Raw genomic sequence first — 16,198 nt, 5'->3', positions numbered from 1 at the left:
GCAAGGGCGCTTACGCCTTTGTTTTTTCGGGCAGAATAGGAGTAACAAATTGATTAGCTATAAGGATGGAGGTGAAAATCATTCTTGAATTACGCAAGGGTATCTGGGTAATGACGCAAACATGGAATGATCTTTTGTTCATGCACCTACCTGTTCCAGCAGACATTCTACGCGAACAAATTCCGCAGGGCTTAGAACTTGATACCTATAATGGAAAGGCTTGGATTTCGATTGTCCCATTTGCAATAACCGATATGCGTCTCCATTTTACTCCGCGACTTCCTTATTTCCATTCCTTATTGGAATTGAACGTACGCACATATGTAAAAAGAAATGGAGAAGCAGGAGTTTATTTTTTCAGCCTTGATGCGAATCAGTGGCTAACTGTTCTGGGAGGGCGGATATTTCATGCGCCATATCATTATGCGGGTATCCATATGAAGAAAGAACGGAACTGGATAAATTTTACAAGTAAGCGCAAGGGAAAATCATCGATCGGTTTTACTGGAAAGTATCGACCGGTTACTGGTGAATATAAACCGAGTGCATCGAGTCTTGCCTACTGGCTTGTGGAAAGGTATATATTCTGGTCGGAGCGAAACAGCTCTCTTTATAAAGGTGATATCTACCATGAACCATGGAAATTACAAGAAGCAGAAGTGATTCTTTCCAAACAGAATATGTTGCCCGATTTTCTAGGAATAGAAGAGGCTGGTAATCCGGTATTCCATTACGCCGCAAAGAAGAAGGTGTATTCCTGGTGCGTGAGGAAAATAGAAGAACTATAAAAAACTGCCCCTTTTTCATCATTGGACCTAAATAAGAATAAGCTATAGTACATGTCCAAATTCAAAGGAGGGGCAGCGTGAAAGAAATCTTTATAAAGAATACGCTTGTACTTGCCGGTGGGGCAATACAGGGCTTTGCTATGGGGCTGTTTCTCTTCCCGCAATATATTCCTTCAGGGGGAGCGGGCGGGATTACCGTTCTTTTTAATTATTTATTTGGAATGAGCATGGGAACTGCACTTTGGGTGATCAATTTTTCGCTCCTGTTACTCGGACTTTATATATTAGGGAAACGTTTTGCAAGCTGGACCGTGCTTGCAATTACAATGACTTCTATAACTGTAACCTTCTTTGAGCATGTTACAATTCCGAACCGATCGCTCTTCTTTGATCTTATTGTTGGTTCAATATTTTTAGGGATCGGGATTGGAATCCTGATGCGCCAAAATGTTTCCAATGGTGGTATTGGTGTCATTGCTCTAATCTTAGCAAGGAAATATGGTTTCCTGCCCGGCCGTTCTTTATTTTGGATCAATAGTTGTATCTTTTTATTCGCTGCTTTGTTGATCGACTGGAAAATAATCATCCTCGCCTTCATCAGTCAGTGGATTGCCACGAGGATTGTTAATATCATTGTTCAATTCCAGTTTACAATGAATGAGTCCTATTCGCTTGATTGGCGAAAGAAGTAGCTTATACATACGTATAGCGGAAAGCTTTCTTCGGATCCTTCTTCCCGTCTTTTCCTTTTACATGAATAAGAAAGAGAACGAGCAAAGCAACGAGGAAAGTGAAAGCAGCGATGGTTGTGAACATGCCAGTTCTGGACCAGTCCATTAACCGTGTGAATATGGGTGGTCCGAGAGCGACACCAAGAAAACGGACGGAACCGTACAAGGACGAAACGAAGCCTCTGCGTTCTTTACCGACTGCTCCAGTAATTAAACTGTTCACACACGGTAAAGTAAGTCCGGCTCCGATACTGCTTAAAGCAAGTCCTATTAAAAAGGGAACGAGACTCTCAAGCCAGATAAGCGAACTATAAGATACCGTCATAAACAGCAGTCCTATGACGGAAAAGCGCTTCATGCGGACTAAGTTATTTCCAATCTTACTCCCCGTCAGATAAGACGTACTCACCATGACGAGAAGTGGAATTGCTAAGATAAGTCCTTTTCGTACACCGTCAATTTGATACGTTGTCTCTAGAACATCGGATAAATAAAAGAGAATCCCAAATAGTGTAAATAAACAAGTGCCTCCCGCAAGATAAGCAGTGAACAGCCATCTACCTTCGTGTTTAAACACGCTGAGAAGTCCCCGTGCATACTTGCGAAATGGAGGAGGAGATTGGCGATTTTTCTTCTCTTTTACAAAAATCCAAACTAAAATTGCCGCTATGATGCTTAGAACCGGAAAAGCGAAGAACACGGCATACCAGACAATTAAAGCGAATAGCGAGCCAATTATCGGCGATAGTACTTTACCTAGCCCATTGGAAGCTTCGAATATTCCGAGAACCCGGCTGCGTTCGCCACCTTTGAATAAATCACCAATCAGCGCCATAGCTATCGGGGCACTGCCAGCTGCTCCAATACCTTGTATCGTCCGGCCGACAAGAATCCATCCATAGGAATCAAATAGTGCAGCTGCAAGCCCAGCAAGCAAAGCACCGCTTGCAAAGAGGATGAGCGATGGTAACATAATGATTTTCCGAGAATAGCGATCGGACAGATAACCGACAATCGGAATCATGATTGCTGCTGCAATTGAAAATACGGTAATTGTCAAACTAACTTGGAGCTGGGATAAGTCGAGCGAAGATTTCATCTCCGGAAGAATAGGAATTAACATGGAATTCCCAAGAGTCATCATGAGTGGAACAGATCCGACGGCTAGTATTGTCATTCCATTGTTCGTTTTTTTCAACGTTGTGCACTCCTTGCGCTTATTTGATATTAATTGGCGGAAGGACGAGCCATCCTTTTTCCCTTGCTATATCTATTATTTTCTGTTCATATTCCTCTTGTTGGCCATGGAAGTCACTGAACATGGAACGGATGTCTTCGTTTAAAGCGATTCCTGTCACATAACTGCTGTCAGCCCTCGTCGACACCAGTTCCCTCTGAATAAGGTTGAAGATTTCCGCATCATTAAATCTTGCACCGGCGGGAATATCTTCCACATCTACATTAGGTCTGTCCGGAGGTGCCGGTGGCAAGCGGATGCCAGCTTCTTTTAAAATCCCTTCGACTTGCTGTTCTTCCTGAATGAGACAGCTTTCAACAAAGTCTTCGCAATATGTTTTTAAATCATGATCTCCTGCATGATTAATAAGCACTTGCATCGTAACGAGCAGATGCTTCGTATGATATAAATAATTCCATAAATGGTACACCTCACCTGAATGGAATGGTTCATCTTGTTTCTTTGTAGTCATACTAACCCTCCTTTTAATCCTGTATAGTTTCTCTCTTCGCTTCGGATATTATCCAAGAAATGAACAAAATAGGCAGCCCCTGTTAGGCGTAGCGACATGTAATGAAGAATTGAAATAGACAGTAACCTAGATATTTTTTGTTCATAGGCTAACATCAGAAATATAATTATAAAGGATGGTAGCTATTGTGAGGAAATTGATGTTACTTGCTTTTTTTATCGTTTTATTTGTCATTGCAGGCTGCAACAGTACAGGGACGATTACCAGTTTGGATCAAGATGAAGAGATCGTTCGGATTGGATATCAGAAAAATGGTCCCCTGCTTTTACTAAAATCCTTAGGTACGTTAGATGAACGTCTGGAAAAACAAGGGTTTAAAGTTGAATGGAAGGAGTTTCAGGCGGGTCCGCTACTTGTTGAGGCGTTAAATGCGGAAGCAATCGATTTTGGCAGAACCGGAAATACACCCGTTATCTTTGCTCAAGCTGCTGACACTTCATTTACCTATGTTGCTGTAGGATTTTCCAAATATAAGGGAAGTGGTATTTTAGTACCTAACGATTCTGATATCACGAAACTTGAAGATTTAAAAGGGAAAAGAATAGGTTTTTCAAAAGGATCAAGTTCCCATTACCTGTTAATTAAAGCATTAGAAACAGCAGGACTCACGTTGGATGATATAACATCGGCATATCTTACACCAGGAGATGCCCGGGTTGCTTTTGAACAAGGTACGATTGATGCAATCGTTGTATGGGACCCGTACGTGGCATCGACTGAGCTTGAATCAAATGGCAGACTTCTTATTGATGGGGAAGGTTTAACAACAGATAGAGATTTTTTTGTAGCTACCGAAACCTTTAAGGAGAAGTATCCTGAAGTCATTGAAATAATTATAGAGGAAGTTGCCGCATCATCAAAATGGGCTAACGAAAATCCTGATGAGTTAGTTGATATGTTAGTACCTATATTGGGAATCGATGAAGCGGCTATTCGCATGATGATTGAACGGAGAACGTATGGTGTAGAAGATTTGTCAGAAGAGATCATGGAAGAACAACAGGAAATTGCAGACATTTTTTACCAACTGGATATTATACCAAAGTCCATAAAGGTTAGGGAAACAATGGAGTAACGGAAGATGGGGGTATTGATATGAAAGGAAATAAGCGAACATCAACAAGAAGCCTATTGCCTTGGCTTATTCCATGCTCGTTAATCATTGTTTGGCAACTTATGTCCATTACAGGCATTCTTTCAGAAAGAATAATACCTGCCCCAACACAAATCATCGAAGCGGCAATTCTTCTACTAGGAAACGGGGAATTGTATGACCATATGTCCATTAGCTTAACAAGAGCAGCAGTTGGCTTTATCATCGGTGGATCAATCGGTTTTATGCTTGGTTTACTAAATGGCGTATTTCGCATTTCCGATTTACTGTTTGATACATCCATTCAAATGTTGCGGAACATCCCGCATTTGGCTTTGATTCCGCTTGTGATTCTTTGGTTTGGGATAGGGGAAACATCAAAGATATTTCTCGTAGCTTTGGGGGTGCTGTTTCCCGTTTACATTAATACGTATCACGGAATTAAATCGGTTGATAAGCGATTAATTGAAATGGGTGAGTCTTATGGATTAAAAGGCTACAAACTATTTTTTCATGTCATTTTACCAGGTGCACTATCTTCCATTTTAGTTGGAATTAGATTTTCCCTTGGAGTGATGTGGTTAACACTAATCGTCGCGGAAACAATCTCTGCTCAATCGGGGATTGGCTATATGGCTATGAATGCTAGAGAGTTTATGCAAATGGATATTATCGTCTTAAGTATTCTCATTTATGCAGTGTTTGGGAAGGTGTCTGATGTTATTGCGAGGTATCTCGAAGGAAGGTTATTAAAATGGAATACATGAAGAATATTAAAGGGGGAGAAGTTGATTTGCTATCGTTACAACGAAATGGCGTAAACGTTCAAATCAATAGCCTTGAAAAAAGTTATGGTAAGCGCGAAGTATTAAATGGGGTAAACGTAAATATAAAGGCAGGAGAATTTGTTGCGATTGTAGGGAAAAGTGGTTGCGGGAAAAGTACATTCCTCCGCCTTGTTGCAGGTCTAGAAGATGCCAAGGCTGGTTCGATTCAATTGAATGAGGAGCGATTACAAGGTCTAAATAAAAAGGCCCGAATGATGTTTCAAGATGGCAGGTTGCTTCCGTGGAAGCGGGTAATTGATAATGTCTGTATCGGACTCCCTGGCGATCAGCAAAAGAAAGCTTTAGAATCCCTCACCCAAGTGGGGCTGGAAGATAGAGCAAATGACTTTCCTTCCATGCTTTCCGGTGGTCAAAAACAGCGGGTTGCTTTAGCAAGAGCATTGGTTCATGAGCCAAATTTACTTCTACTAGATGAACCTCTAGGCGCACTTGATGCGCTAACAAGGTTAGAAATGCAAGAACTGATTGAAACATTATGGACAGAAAAGAAATTTACAGCAATTCTTGTTACACATGATGTAGAAGAAGCAGTTGCAATAGCGGACAGGGTGATATTAATAGAAGATGGGAGGATAGCGTTAAACCAAAACATTGCGTTGGCACGGCCAAGAAAACGAACAAACCCGACCTTTGGTATGTATGTAGAAGAAATCCTTACAAGAATTATGAATAAAAGAACAGAAAAAGAATATACACAACCGTTTCATGAAAAATCACTATCCCTTCTTAATTCCGTAAATAATTAGAGCAACGCCAAGAAAAATCCACAGGAATTTACTAAAGGATATTTTTGTGGACATCCCGATAATCCCAATTGCAGTAGTGAGCAGGAGGATAAGGGGACCGACAAAAGCGAGTGAACTGTTAATGATTAAAGTTTTTTCTATCTCATTAAATTTAATCATTAAAAATGCCGCAAATATTTCGATCGAACCGGAAAAAATCCGTAATAAGGCTATAGACAGAACAGCCTTTTCCAATAGACTAAACATCGTACTCCCCCTGCAAAAATATGTTTATTTTTAAATATATGCCCGGCCAGTCCAAAAAAGGACTGTATGAAAAATTACAAGCTTAAAAAGGGAAGTATGTATGCAAAAGATGAAAGAAGGGGTTTATACCTTTATATAGGAAAGAGATCTGTATTCTTCCGATGACCTTACAACCCGCTGCAAAATAATATTAAAACTGCATTAAAAGCAATTTTTATTAATTTAAATACCTATCTTTTAAGGGGATTCTCTTAAAAGATAGGTATTTTCTGCAGACAAAGATAGGACCACTTCAAACAAACCATCTTACCAGCTTCGACTATGCAGAGACTGCTGCAGAGGGAGAATTCTTAATGAGACACAGCGACCGATGCAGTCTCCAAACGCACTTAGTAAATTTCGAGAGCGTTATTATGATTTGTAGGGTTTATCTCTAGTGTTATATCCCACTTTCATTTATTTAATCCAAAAACAGTAGCTGTCTGGATTTTTTCAAAAACCGTATCAAGATCTAAAATGAGATCATCAATATGCTCAATTCCAACAGAAAAGCGTAAGAGACGGTCATCGACCCCGCGACTTTCCCGCTCATCCAGCGGAATATCGGCATGGGTCTGTGTGGTCGGATATGTAATAAAGCTTTCGACACCACCTAGGCTTTCTGCAAAGGTGATCAGCTGCAGATTTTGTAAAAATGGATTAATTAAAGCTTCATCCTGTAAACGGAACGAAAGCATCCCGCCAACTCCTGGATATAGAACATTCTCGACTGCATCGCGCACATTTAAATATTCCACTATTTTCTTCGCATTCTCCTCATGACGCTTCATGCGCAGTCCAAGTGTCTTCATCCCTCGAACAATTAAAAAAGAATCGGCAGGGGAAAGCACTGCCCCGGAAGAATTATGATTCGTTGCAAGGAGTTCTGAAATATCTTCATCTTTTGCGACGACTAATCCCGCCAATACATCATTATGGCCGCCAATATATTTCGTTGCACTATGAATGACGATATCGGCACCGAGCTCTAGTGGCTGCTGTAAATAAGGTGTTAAAAAAGTGTTATCGACAATGAGTAATAAATCATGTTCTTTAGCGAGTTCGGCATATGTTGGGATATCAATTGTCTCCATGAGCGGGTTCGTTGGAGTCTCAATGAAGATAGCTTTTGTACTTTCCGTAATCAATGCCTCTACAGCAGCGACCGATGCGAAATCGGAATAGCATGCCTTTATATTGTATTTTTCCTCATATTGCTTTAATAAACGATAGGTTCCACCGTACACATCCGCTGAAAACAATAAGGAATCCCCAGATTTAAACAAGGATAATACAAGTTGAATGGCAGCCATTCCGGAACTGCAGGCAAATCCTGCATAGCCATTTTCCAAATCGGCAATGCCCTTTTCCAGGATCTCTCGCGTCGGATTTTTCGTTCTGCTATAATCGTATCCGGTTGATTCACCGAGACCCTGATGTTCATAGGCAGTAGTTAAGTAAATCGGTGTACTTACTGCTCCCGTTTTTTTATCCGATCGATTTCCTAATTGGACTAAACGACTTTCAATCTTTTGTTTTGTCATCTTATCACCCTATTCTTCGTAATAAAAAAGAGACCTTCTATAAGAAGAAGGTCTCGGTATCTACACAAGTACGCTCTTCTTATCTTCAAGACGGCAGGTCGTCAATTGGAATTAGCACCGGGCTCACGTGTTTAAGCTGGTTGCTGAGACTTCATTGGGCCAAATCCCTCCGTCTCTCTTGATAAGAAAAAATTATGAAGTTTTTAATGATTGAATATATAATAGTACAGCTATTCAGAAAATGCAAGAGAAATAAAGAATACATAATGAATATGCAAAATAGTTTGCATCAGGAGGAATCGCTGATATAGTTTCTTATAGGAATCCATTTGATTATGGACGGTTTAGGCTAAGGAGCAATATTTATGAAGGAAAAACTTTATTTTTATTATACAAATGATTTGCATAGTGATTTCAGCCAGTGGCCGCGGACAGCTGGCTATTTAAAGGATATGAAAAAGAATCGTATCGCTCGGGAGGATGCCCATTATTTAGTTGATGTTGGTGACCATATGGACCGTGTTCATCCAATATCGGAGGCTTCGATGGGAAAGGCGAATGTGAAGCTTTTAAACGAGGTCGGTTATGATGTCATCACACTTGGGAACAACGAAGGGATTACACTATCCCATGATGATTTATATCATTTATACGACGGGGCGGAATTTGAAGTTGTCTGTGCGAACTTGAAGCATAAAGAACATAATCCACCTGCATGGCTGCACGATACTCGAATTATCCAGACGGAATCGGGAGTACGGATCGGAATGATCGGGCTTACTGCTCCGTTCAATGCTTTTTACGGGCTACTCGGCTGGTACCTAACTTCCCCCTTTGAAGAGTTGGAAAAACAGCTGGCCTCTTTAAAGAAAGAAGCGGATATTATCATTCTTCTATCCCATTTAGGAATTAGTGAAGATGAAGCGATTGCGCGGAAATTCCCGGATATCGACGTTATTATTGGAGGGCATACTCACCATCTGTTGCGGACCGGTGAATATGTGAACAACAGTCTTCTCACTGCTGCTGGCAAGCATTGTATGTATGTTGGCGAAGTTATCTTAACATATGATCATGATAAAAAGGAGCTCATCCATAAAGAGGCTTATACAACAGATGTATCAAGCTATCCCGAAGATGAAGATACGAGAGGGCTGCTTACTGAATTGGAAAAAGAAGCTTCTGGAATATTGGGAACAGAAGTTGTTTATCTAGAAGAAGGGTTTCAAGCGGACTGGTTTAGCGATGTGCCGATGATGCAAGATTTGACGGAAACAGTACGGAAATGGACGGATGCTGATGCATCTTTGTTGAATGCTGGACTTCTGCTTGACGGCTTGCCAAAAGGAATGGTCACTTACGGTGATATCCACCGGATTTGTCCGCATCCGATCAACCCAGTTGTCGTGCATTTGAGGGGAGATGAATTGATTGAAGTGATCCGTGCTTCCTTGAAGAAAGATTTCATGGAGATTCAATTGAAAGGATTCGGTTTCCGCGGGAAAGTCATTGGCAGAATGCTTTTTGCTGGGTTATCCATATCTACGACACTACGGGCGAACGGAACGGAAGCAGTGACTGGGGTAACGTTCTGTGATGGTTCAGCTGTGGAAAAGCAGAAAACATATCGCATTGCTACTGCCGATACATTTACTTTCGGTCGCCTTCTCCCTGAAATTGCCAAATCAGAAATGAAACAATATTTCCTACCTGAATTTTTAAGGGATTTATTACTCGATACGTTAAGAAATAAAACACCGCAGCCTTAAGATGCCGATTGTGACAGAGGAGCCTGCTTTTGCATACTTTATTATGTAACTAAAGGAGGCATCCGGAGATGATTACTGTTAATCCAATTGAAATTGAAGGGATGCAGTTCACAGCAGTAAGTGTCGAACTGCCAAAGACGACATTACTCACGGTTTCAAACGAAGTCGGCTATATTATGTGTGCTGCACTGGATGTGGATATTTTCAATGAGATTCCGAAGTTGCGGGAAAGGGAGGTAATTGCAGGGAGAGCGATAGGCGTGCGGACGATTGACCAATTACTCGCTGCTCCACTCGAGAAAATTACGGATGCATCGAAAGAATACGGCTGGAGAGAAGGAATGACGGGAAGGGAGGCTCTTCTTCTTATTTCATAAGTTTAGCACGTCTAACCCCTTGCATCGTTGCATAAGCATGATGTGAGGGGGTTTTTACATGCGGAAGAGACGTATCCCTAGAAAATTTGGCTCACCTCCAGCGCAAATCATATTGATACTTACAGTCATTATCTTTACGATATCGATTCTTGTGAGCATTATGGTTATCGATAAGGGAATTAAGCCAACGTTAATGGAGATTGCAACGGAAAAGACGAATGAATTCGCTACCCGGGCGATTAATCGTGCAGTTAGTTTCACGGAGGACTATAATTTTTCAGATATAGCGAATATTACATATGATAATAATGGAAATGTTGCCGCTTATTCCGTGGATCCAGCAGCTATGAGTGAAATAACTCGGAATGCAACCAATCGGGTAGAGGAATACTTTCACCGTTTAAATCGGGGAGATCCGATCTTCCATGATGATGAAGAGCCTTTCCCGTATGAGGAAGGGGCAACGGATCGTATTAATGATGATCCTACCCTAGTAGAAATCCCTTTAGGGCAAGTTACAGGGAACACCGTTTTAGCCAATCTCGGACCGAAAGTACCGATTAATTTGGAAGTGATTGGCACAGTGCGAACCAATATTACAAGGGAACAGACAGAGTTCGGTATTAACGGGGTATGGATTTCCTTTTATTTGGATGTGGAAGCAGATGTACAAGTCATTATTCCATTCACTTCGGAAGTGACGACAGTAACTGCAGAAATCTATATTGATGGGGGTGCAATACTTGGAGATGTACCTGATTTTTATGGAGGCAATTCCGGTCCATCGATTGCCGTCCCAAGGAATGAAATCGGCCGGGACTTGCAGAATGCGGAATAATCTAGTATAGTAGGTTCAGAATTGAATAGTCGCCTTTTTGATCGGTGAGGTAGAGGTGCGAGTAATATGAGTAGCCAACAGGAGAATGACAACGTTGAATGTTAGTGAAAGGATTGTTTGCCGAAGCGTAATAAGCGTCAACTTATTATTTGCTGGTATGTCTTTGAATAAGGGGCATACTGTCATGCTAATACATTGCATGGAGAACTACTGATCGAAATGGAGGATAACGTATATTGTTAAAGAAACAATGATGGGTTATTTTCTATCATTGTTTTTTTATGTGAATATGTACCTTCCATTCGTTCAACTTGTACTCTATGCTATGAAATTTTTAAAATGGAGGAAAGACGAAATGGTAGGTACTTTTTATTCCCTTATTCCTGCACTTGTAATGCTCGTGCTCGTCATTGTCACGAAACGGATTCTGCTTTCTTTAGGGGCAGGAATTGTTTTGGGTGCTTTTTTCATACATGAATTCAACATACTAGATTCCTTGCAGGAAGTATGGCTCGTATTCTATGAAATATTTGTGGTAGATGGTTCCCTTAACGTTGATAATCTATTCTTACTTGCATTCCTGCTCTTATTGGGAATTATGACGGCCTTTCTTCAAGGATCCGGTGGTAGTCGGGCGTTTGGAGAATGGATGTTAAAACATGTAAAGACTCGTACAGGTGCAAAGTTAATGACAGGAGTTCTCGGTGTTATTATTTTTATCGATGATTACTTTGCCAGTTTAGCAGTTGGACAAATTGCCAGGCCGGTAACAGATCGGCACAACATATCCCGTGCGAAATTGGCCTATTTGATTGACTCTACTGCTGCTCCAATGACTGTGCTTTCGCCAATCTCCAGTTGGGGTGCATTTATTATTGGATTGTTAAGCTCCATTTTTGTAGCAAATGGTATCACGGGTATTCAGCCAATGGAAGCTTTCATTAAAATGATTCCAATGAATTTATACGCCTTGTCAGCAATCTTACTTGTGTTCCTTGTTTCTTATTTGAAAATGGATATCGGAAAGATGCGGGTACATGAGAAGCGCGCAATGAAAACAGGTGAATTGATCGATCCAACTAATAGTAAGGTCCCTGGTGACTTAGGTGATACGGTTGAGGCCCATCCAAAAGGAAAAGTCTATCATTTGATTTTACCCATTGTTGTGCTTGTCGTAGCGACTGTATCAATGATGCTAATTACAGGTGCAATCGCAACAGAAGGTAAGGTAACCATCCTTTCTATGTTTGCTAATACTGACGTGAATCTGTCTCTCTTGATTGGGGGAGCAATTGCGGTCTTGCTTGGACTTATTCTACATGTGATGCATGATCCGCCAAAAGCAAACATCGGGAATATTTTTGTCCAAGGAATGAAATCGATGTTGCCTGCGATTTATATACTAATACTCGCATGGATGATCGGATCGATTATTTCATCCCTTGAAACGGGAACATATTTAGCAGAGTTGCTTCATGGAGCAAATGTTAGTTCGATGTACTTACCTGTGTTGTTCTTTATTATTTCCGGTTTAATGGCACTCGCAACCGGTACTTCTTGGGGAACATTTACCATTATGCTTGCTATTGGTGCTGAAGTTGTGATGGTGATTGATCCTGTACTATTACTTCCAACACTTGGAGCTGTACTAGCTGGGTCCGTGTTTGGGGACCATTGTTCACCGATATCTGACACGACCATTCTTTCTGCAACAGGAGCGGGTGCAAATCATATTGATCACGTTTTAACGCAGCTGCCATATGCACTGCTTGCTGCTGGTGTGTCGGCGTTAGGATTCTTGTTGATGGGTGTGTTGGATATGATAGTTCTGCCACTAATCATTACATTAGGATTGATTGTAATTATCGGATTTATCATCCACCGCAATAATACAATGAGAGAAGCCTAATAAAGTGAAACTCATTCAGTGGGGTATTACAGACCGTTAAAAAGCATATCCTTTTTCTATATGAAAAGGGATATGCTTTTTTAATTGAAAATACGTCTAAATAGGAAGGTATCGCAATATCTATAAGAATACATCATGTTTTATAAGAATGGAGGTGGAATACGGATGTAAATGTAAGAATATTATAAAAATGATGTACTAGCACTCATAATCGTAGTGAAAAAGGAGGGTACAAAAATGAAGGCGCGTTCAGAGTGGGGAACAAGGGCTGGTTTTATTTTAGCGGCAGTTGGATCAGCGATTGGTTTGGGGAATATTTGGCGGTTTCCAGCAGTAGCGTATGAAAACGGTGGTGGTGCATTTTTCATCCCGTATTTATTTGCGCTGTTAACAGCTGGGATTCCCATTCTCATTATGGAGTTCACAATGGGGCACCGCTATCGGGGTTCTGCACCGTTAACGTTCAGGAGAATGAATAAGAAAACTGAATTTATCGGTTGGTGGGGCGTGCTTGTTGCATTTATCATTTCGACTTACTACTCTGTCATTATTGCATGGGCAATTTCTTACTCCTATTTCTCATTATCTCTTGCTTGGGGGGATGATACGGGAGGGTTTTTATTCGGTGAGTATTTAAAGCTTGCTGAAAGTCCAGGTCAGATAGGAAGTATGGTTCCAGGTGTACTATTCCCGCTGCTTATTGTTTGGGCGCTTGTCTTGTTCGTGTTGTACCGCGGTGTTAGTAAAGGTATTGAACTAGCCAATCGAATTTTTATTCCAGCACTTGTCGTTGTGTTTCTCATCATTGTAGTACGTGCGGTGACATTGCCTGGAGCGTTAAGTGGATTGGATGCTTTTTTTAGACCTGATTTTAGTCAAATTTTATCCCCTGATGTCTGGATTGCTGCATACGGGCAAATTTTCTTCAGTTTATCCATCGCATTTGCCATAATGATCACTTATTCTAGCTATCTGTCGAGAAAATCAGACATTACAAACAATGCATTTATTGTAGGATTTGGGAACTCTGGATTTGAATTATTAGCCGGGATTGGTGTATTCGGTATTCTTGGATTTATGGCAACACAGGCTGGGGTGTCCATTGATGAAGTTGTTGATGGTGGAGTTGGACTTGCGTTTGTTGCTTTTCCAGCAATTATTAATGAGTTTCCTGCCATGAATGAACTATTTGGACTCCTGTTTTTTATATCTTTGACATTGGCTGGTTTAACCTCACTTTTATCCATTACAGAAACCTATGTTGCAGGAATGGTGGATAAATTCAATGTATCCCGTAAGAAAGCTGTCCTCTTCGGTGGAGGGGTTGCAGCGATTGTTTCCTTGCTCTATGCTTCTCAAGGCGGTTTATTCTTCCTTGATGTTGTTGATTACTTCATTAACCAATTCGGTGTCGCTTTACTTGGATTAGTGGAAGTTGTTCTGATTGCATGGATTTTACGGAAATTGAAAACGTTAAAAGACCATGCAAACCCCATTTCAGACATTCAGCTCGGTTCGTGGTGGACGATTAGTTTAGCAGTTATTACACCAATTGTGATGGGGTATATGATGTTTGGTTTATTCAAGCAAAATCTGCTGAAATTATTTGATAATCCTACCGGGAACTATGAAGGGTATACGGATACGTTTATATTCTTTGGAGGCTGGGTTGTTGCTGCAGCAGCACTGATAATTGGGATACTACTCTCCTTGACGAAATGGAAGGCAAACGTTGAAATTAACAAAGATGAGAACTATTATGACGACGAGGAGGCAAGATAATGAGTGCTTCAGCAATCATAGTGATGATTATTGGAATTATTATTCTATGGGGAGGATTAGCGGCAAGTATATGGCACGCATTCCGTGATAAAGGAAAAATGAATTAAAACTAAAGAGGTTGGAGAGCAAGCGCTCTTCCAACCTCTTTAGTTTTTCGCCATCTGTTCCCATCTTCTTAAATAAGGATAAGGGTCAAAGGACCATTCTTTATAGCCGTCGTCTTTGTACATGCCGTAATGCAAATGGGGCGGGAATTTACCGGACGTACCTGGTGGGCCATATCCACTTGACCCGACACTGCCAAGAACATCACCCGGCTGTACGACTGTTCCGATTTCAATGGCATCGTTAAAGCCACTCAAATGAGCGTAATAATGATAAATATTATAAATGTCGCGTATCCCTATCCGCCAGCCGCCAAATCGGTTCCAACCCATAATTTCTACAACTCCATATGTTGTGGACTTGATCGGCGTTCCATAGTCTGCGAAAATGTCTGTACCTTCATGAATCCGAAGCCCGCCGTATCCGCGCCTATCTCCCCACGTATTCCGATAACTGTAATTATAATTTATATCCACGGGAAAATCCCGGTCTGTCAAATTGATTTCATTAAATGTTTGGAAAACTTTGGCGGTGTTCATAATTGATTTAACCGTTAAGTCTCGTTCATAAAGCTTCCATAATCCAATTTTAATATCATCCCTTGTAGGACCTTCTTGAAGCAACAACATAGCAAGTGTATAGAGAACATCTTCTTCTTGTTCAGGACTTGCCAAGCCATCGCCGTTTCCATCCAATCCGATACCATTAAATAACTTGATAATATCTGGATTCGAATTTTTCGGATAGTTTCCTATCCCATACCAGCTTTCTTCATCAAATGTAATGGAAATAAGTGGCTCATCTTCAGTAGCCGTTTCCTTATTCCGTTCGTAATTGTCAATGGCAGCGAAATAATACCAAGGTATGTGCGAGATTGCTTCCGTCTTCCGGTATAGGGCCATTCGTTCTGTATGAATTGAAGCTTCCTCCGCCTGAATTACTGACCCACTTAAGCAAAATAGGAAGAAGATAAAGCTATATATCGTGAGCCGTCTGGAGAACAAGCTTATTACCTCCAATCTTGTTCAGCGTGATCTGCTTTGATTTCCTCAATAACTCGTTCGATTACTTGGAGATCGTCTTTATTATTCATCTGCTCTCTATGCAGGCTATGGATAACATCCATATGATTAGGTTCATCGGTTGTATATATTTTATAGAAGCTTGGAAGGAGTGAACGAGCAGTCTTACCTGCAATCTCTGCGGCTAGATTTGCATCGAGATTATCACGTTTCTCAAAGGCTATGATAACCTCCTTATCTGTAACGAGGGAAGCTGCTTCATTGAAATTGCCGCTTTGGAGGATTGTTCTCGTAATCATATCCGCTAATTGTTCCCGATCAAAGTTGATTTCGTTGTTATCATCTTGTACAGCGAGATCCTCTTTCGTATATCTGACATAGCCCAACTTGGCCCGACGCTCTTCATTCACCGCCTCCCCACGATTATTGGGATTCAGTATTTCCAATTGTTCATTAGTGTTTTCCGTTTGGCCGCAACCACCGAGATAGAGTACGATTCCAAGCAATGCATGGATTAGAATGAATTTCTTCATGGTTTCTCTCCTTAATTCTATTTGTGATTTAGTTTGGTTTAAAGATGGGAAAACATACA

At 40.9% G+C, this 16,198-nt stretch carries 17 protein-coding genes and 2 riboswitches; of the genes, 11 read left to right on the top strand and 6 right to left on the bottom strand.

Going from position 1 to position 16,198, the window contains the following annotated elements:
• Positions 1–65: 65 nt before the first annotated feature.
• Positions 66–788 carry a DUF2071 domain-containing protein gene (locus WKU33_RS08120; protein WP_156856691.1) on the top strand — a complete coding sequence of 241 codons (723 nt, stop codon included), beginning with the start codon at positions 66–68 and terminating at the stop codon, positions 786–788.
• Positions 789–865: 77 nt separating this feature from the next.
• Positions 866–1,480, top strand: coding sequence for a YitT family protein (locus tag WKU33_RS08115; protein ID WP_229782725.1), 615 nt, complete (start codon positions 866–868; stop codon positions 1,478–1,480).
• Position 1,481: 1 nt separating this feature from the next.
• Here WKU33_RS08115 and WKU33_RS08110 read toward each other — a convergent pair whose 3' ends face one another.
• Both WKU33_RS08110 and WKU33_RS08105 read right to left on the bottom strand, forming a co-directional pair.
• Entirely contained in the window at positions 1,482–2,696 is a 1,215-nt protein-coding gene (locus tag WKU33_RS08110; RefSeq protein WP_156856755.1) for an MFS transporter, read from the bottom strand.
• 40 nt (positions 2,697–2,736) lie between these two features.
• Positions 2,737–3,228 carry a DUF3231 family protein gene (locus WKU33_RS08105; protein ID WP_156856692.1) on the bottom strand — a complete coding sequence of 164 codons (492 nt, stop codon included), beginning with the start codon at positions 3,226–3,228 and terminating at the stop codon, positions 2,737–2,739.
• Between the two features lie 187 nt (positions 3,229–3,415).
• Between WKU33_RS08105 and WKU33_RS08100 the strand changes: the two genes are divergently transcribed.
• The 3 genes from WKU33_RS08100 to WKU33_RS08090 are packed head-to-tail and all read left to right on the top strand — an operon-like array spanning position 3,416 to position 5,975.
• Positions 3,416–4,363, top strand: a complete 948-nt coding sequence (locus WKU33_RS08100; RefSeq protein ID WP_336253136.1) for an aliphatic sulfonate ABC transporter substrate-binding protein — start codon at positions 3,416–3,418, stop codon at positions 4,361–4,363.
• A 20-nt stretch (positions 4,364–4,383) separates the two neighbouring features.
• Positions 4,384–5,148, top strand: coding sequence for an aliphatic sulfonate ABC transporter permease SsuC (gene ssuC / locus WKU33_RS08095; RefSeq protein ID WP_188855506.1), 765 nt, complete (start codon positions 4,384–4,386; stop codon positions 5,146–5,148).
• Positions 5,145–5,975 carry an ATP-binding cassette domain-containing protein gene (locus tag WKU33_RS08090; protein ID WP_336253140.1) on the top strand — a complete coding sequence of 277 codons (831 nt, stop codon included), beginning with the start codon at positions 5,145–5,147 and terminating at the stop codon, positions 5,973–5,975. The genes ssuC and WKU33_RS08090 overlap by 4 nt, the downstream gene beginning before the upstream one ends.
• Here the strand turns inward: WKU33_RS08090 and WKU33_RS08085 are convergent.
• The gene (locus WKU33_RS08085; RefSeq protein WP_156856695.1) at positions 5,946–6,221 is read right to left on the bottom strand and encodes a YqhV family protein; all 276 of its coding nucleotides are present in this window, start codon (positions 6,219–6,221) and stop codon (positions 5,946–5,948) included. The genes WKU33_RS08090 and WKU33_RS08085 overlap by 30 nt on opposite strands.
• Before the next feature lie 452 nt (positions 6,222–6,673).
• Complete coding sequence (locus WKU33_RS08080) at positions 6,674–7,804, bottom strand: methionine biosynthesis PLP-dependent protein (RefSeq protein WP_340454079.1); 1,131 nt, start codon at positions 7,802–7,804, stop codon at positions 6,674–6,676.
• 76 nt (positions 7,805–7,880) lie between these two features.
• A riboswitch (SAM riboswitch) is annotated at positions 7,881–7,992 on the bottom strand.
• Between the two features lie 177 nt (positions 7,993–8,169).
• On the opposite strand from WKU33_RS08080, the gene WKU33_RS08075 reads away from it, so the two are divergent.
• The 6 genes from WKU33_RS08075 (at position 8,170) to WKU33_RS08050 (ending at position 14,586) form a co-directional block, all read left to right on the top strand.
• Complete coding sequence (locus WKU33_RS08075) at positions 8,170–9,573, top strand: bifunctional metallophosphatase/5'-nucleotidase (RefSeq protein ID WP_340454077.1); 1,404 nt, start codon at positions 8,170–8,172, stop codon at positions 9,571–9,573.
• 68 nt (positions 9,574–9,641) lie between these two features.
• On the top strand, positions 9,642–9,950 hold the full coding sequence (locus tag WKU33_RS08070; RefSeq protein ID WP_156856698.1) for a YunC family protein: 309 nt from the start codon (positions 9,642–9,644) through the stop codon (positions 9,948–9,950).
• A gap of 58 nt (positions 9,951–10,008) precedes the next feature.
• Positions 10,009–10,788, top strand: a complete 780-nt coding sequence (gene yunB / locus WKU33_RS08065) for a sporulation protein YunB (protein WP_336253133.1) — start codon at positions 10,009–10,011, stop codon at positions 10,786–10,788.
• A gap of 42 nt (positions 10,789–10,830) precedes the next feature.
• Positions 10,831–11,006, top strand: a riboswitch (Lysine riboswitch).
• A gap of 137 nt (positions 11,007–11,143) precedes the next feature.
• Positions 11,144–12,697, top strand: coding sequence for a Na+/H+ antiporter NhaC family protein (locus WKU33_RS08060; RefSeq protein ID WP_340454074.1), 1,554 nt, complete (start codon positions 11,144–11,146; stop codon positions 12,695–12,697).
• Between the two features lie 237 nt (positions 12,698–12,934).
• A complete protein-coding gene (locus WKU33_RS08055; RefSeq protein WP_340454072.1) occupies positions 12,935–14,479 on the top strand; it encodes a sodium-dependent transporter in 1,545 nt (514 codons plus the stop codon).
• Complete coding sequence (locus tag WKU33_RS08050) at positions 14,479–14,586, top strand: methionine/alanine import family NSS transporter small subunit (protein ID WP_336253130.1); 108 nt, start codon at positions 14,479–14,481, stop codon at positions 14,584–14,586. Before WKU33_RS08055 ends, WKU33_RS08050 begins: the two co-directional genes overlap by 1 nt.
• Before the next feature lie 39 nt (positions 14,587–14,625).
• On the opposite strand, the gene WKU33_RS08045 is transcribed toward WKU33_RS08050, so the two are convergent.
• Both WKU33_RS08045 and WKU33_RS08040 read right to left on the bottom strand, forming a co-directional pair.
• Positions 14,626–15,588 (bottom strand): M23 family metallopeptidase, encoded by a 963-nt coding sequence (locus WKU33_RS08045; RefSeq protein WP_442946204.1) that lies wholly within the window; start codon positions 15,586–15,588, stop codon positions 14,626–14,628.
• A 5-nt stretch (positions 15,589–15,593) separates the two neighbouring features.
• Entirely contained in the window at positions 15,594–16,139 is a 546-nt protein-coding gene (locus WKU33_RS08040; RefSeq protein WP_340454070.1) for a YhcN/YlaJ family sporulation lipoprotein, read from the bottom strand.
• Positions 16,140–16,198 lie beyond the last annotated feature (59 nt).

The sequence above is a fragment of the Oceanobacillus sp. HCA-5259 genome, from assembly GCF_037892815.1.
Taxonomy (GTDB): domain Bacteria; phylum Bacillota; class Bacilli; order Bacillales; family Amphibacillaceae; genus Oceanobacillus; species Oceanobacillus indicireducens.
Note: the sequence above shows the minus strand (reverse complement) of the source record. Positions and strands in the feature narration are given on the sequence as shown.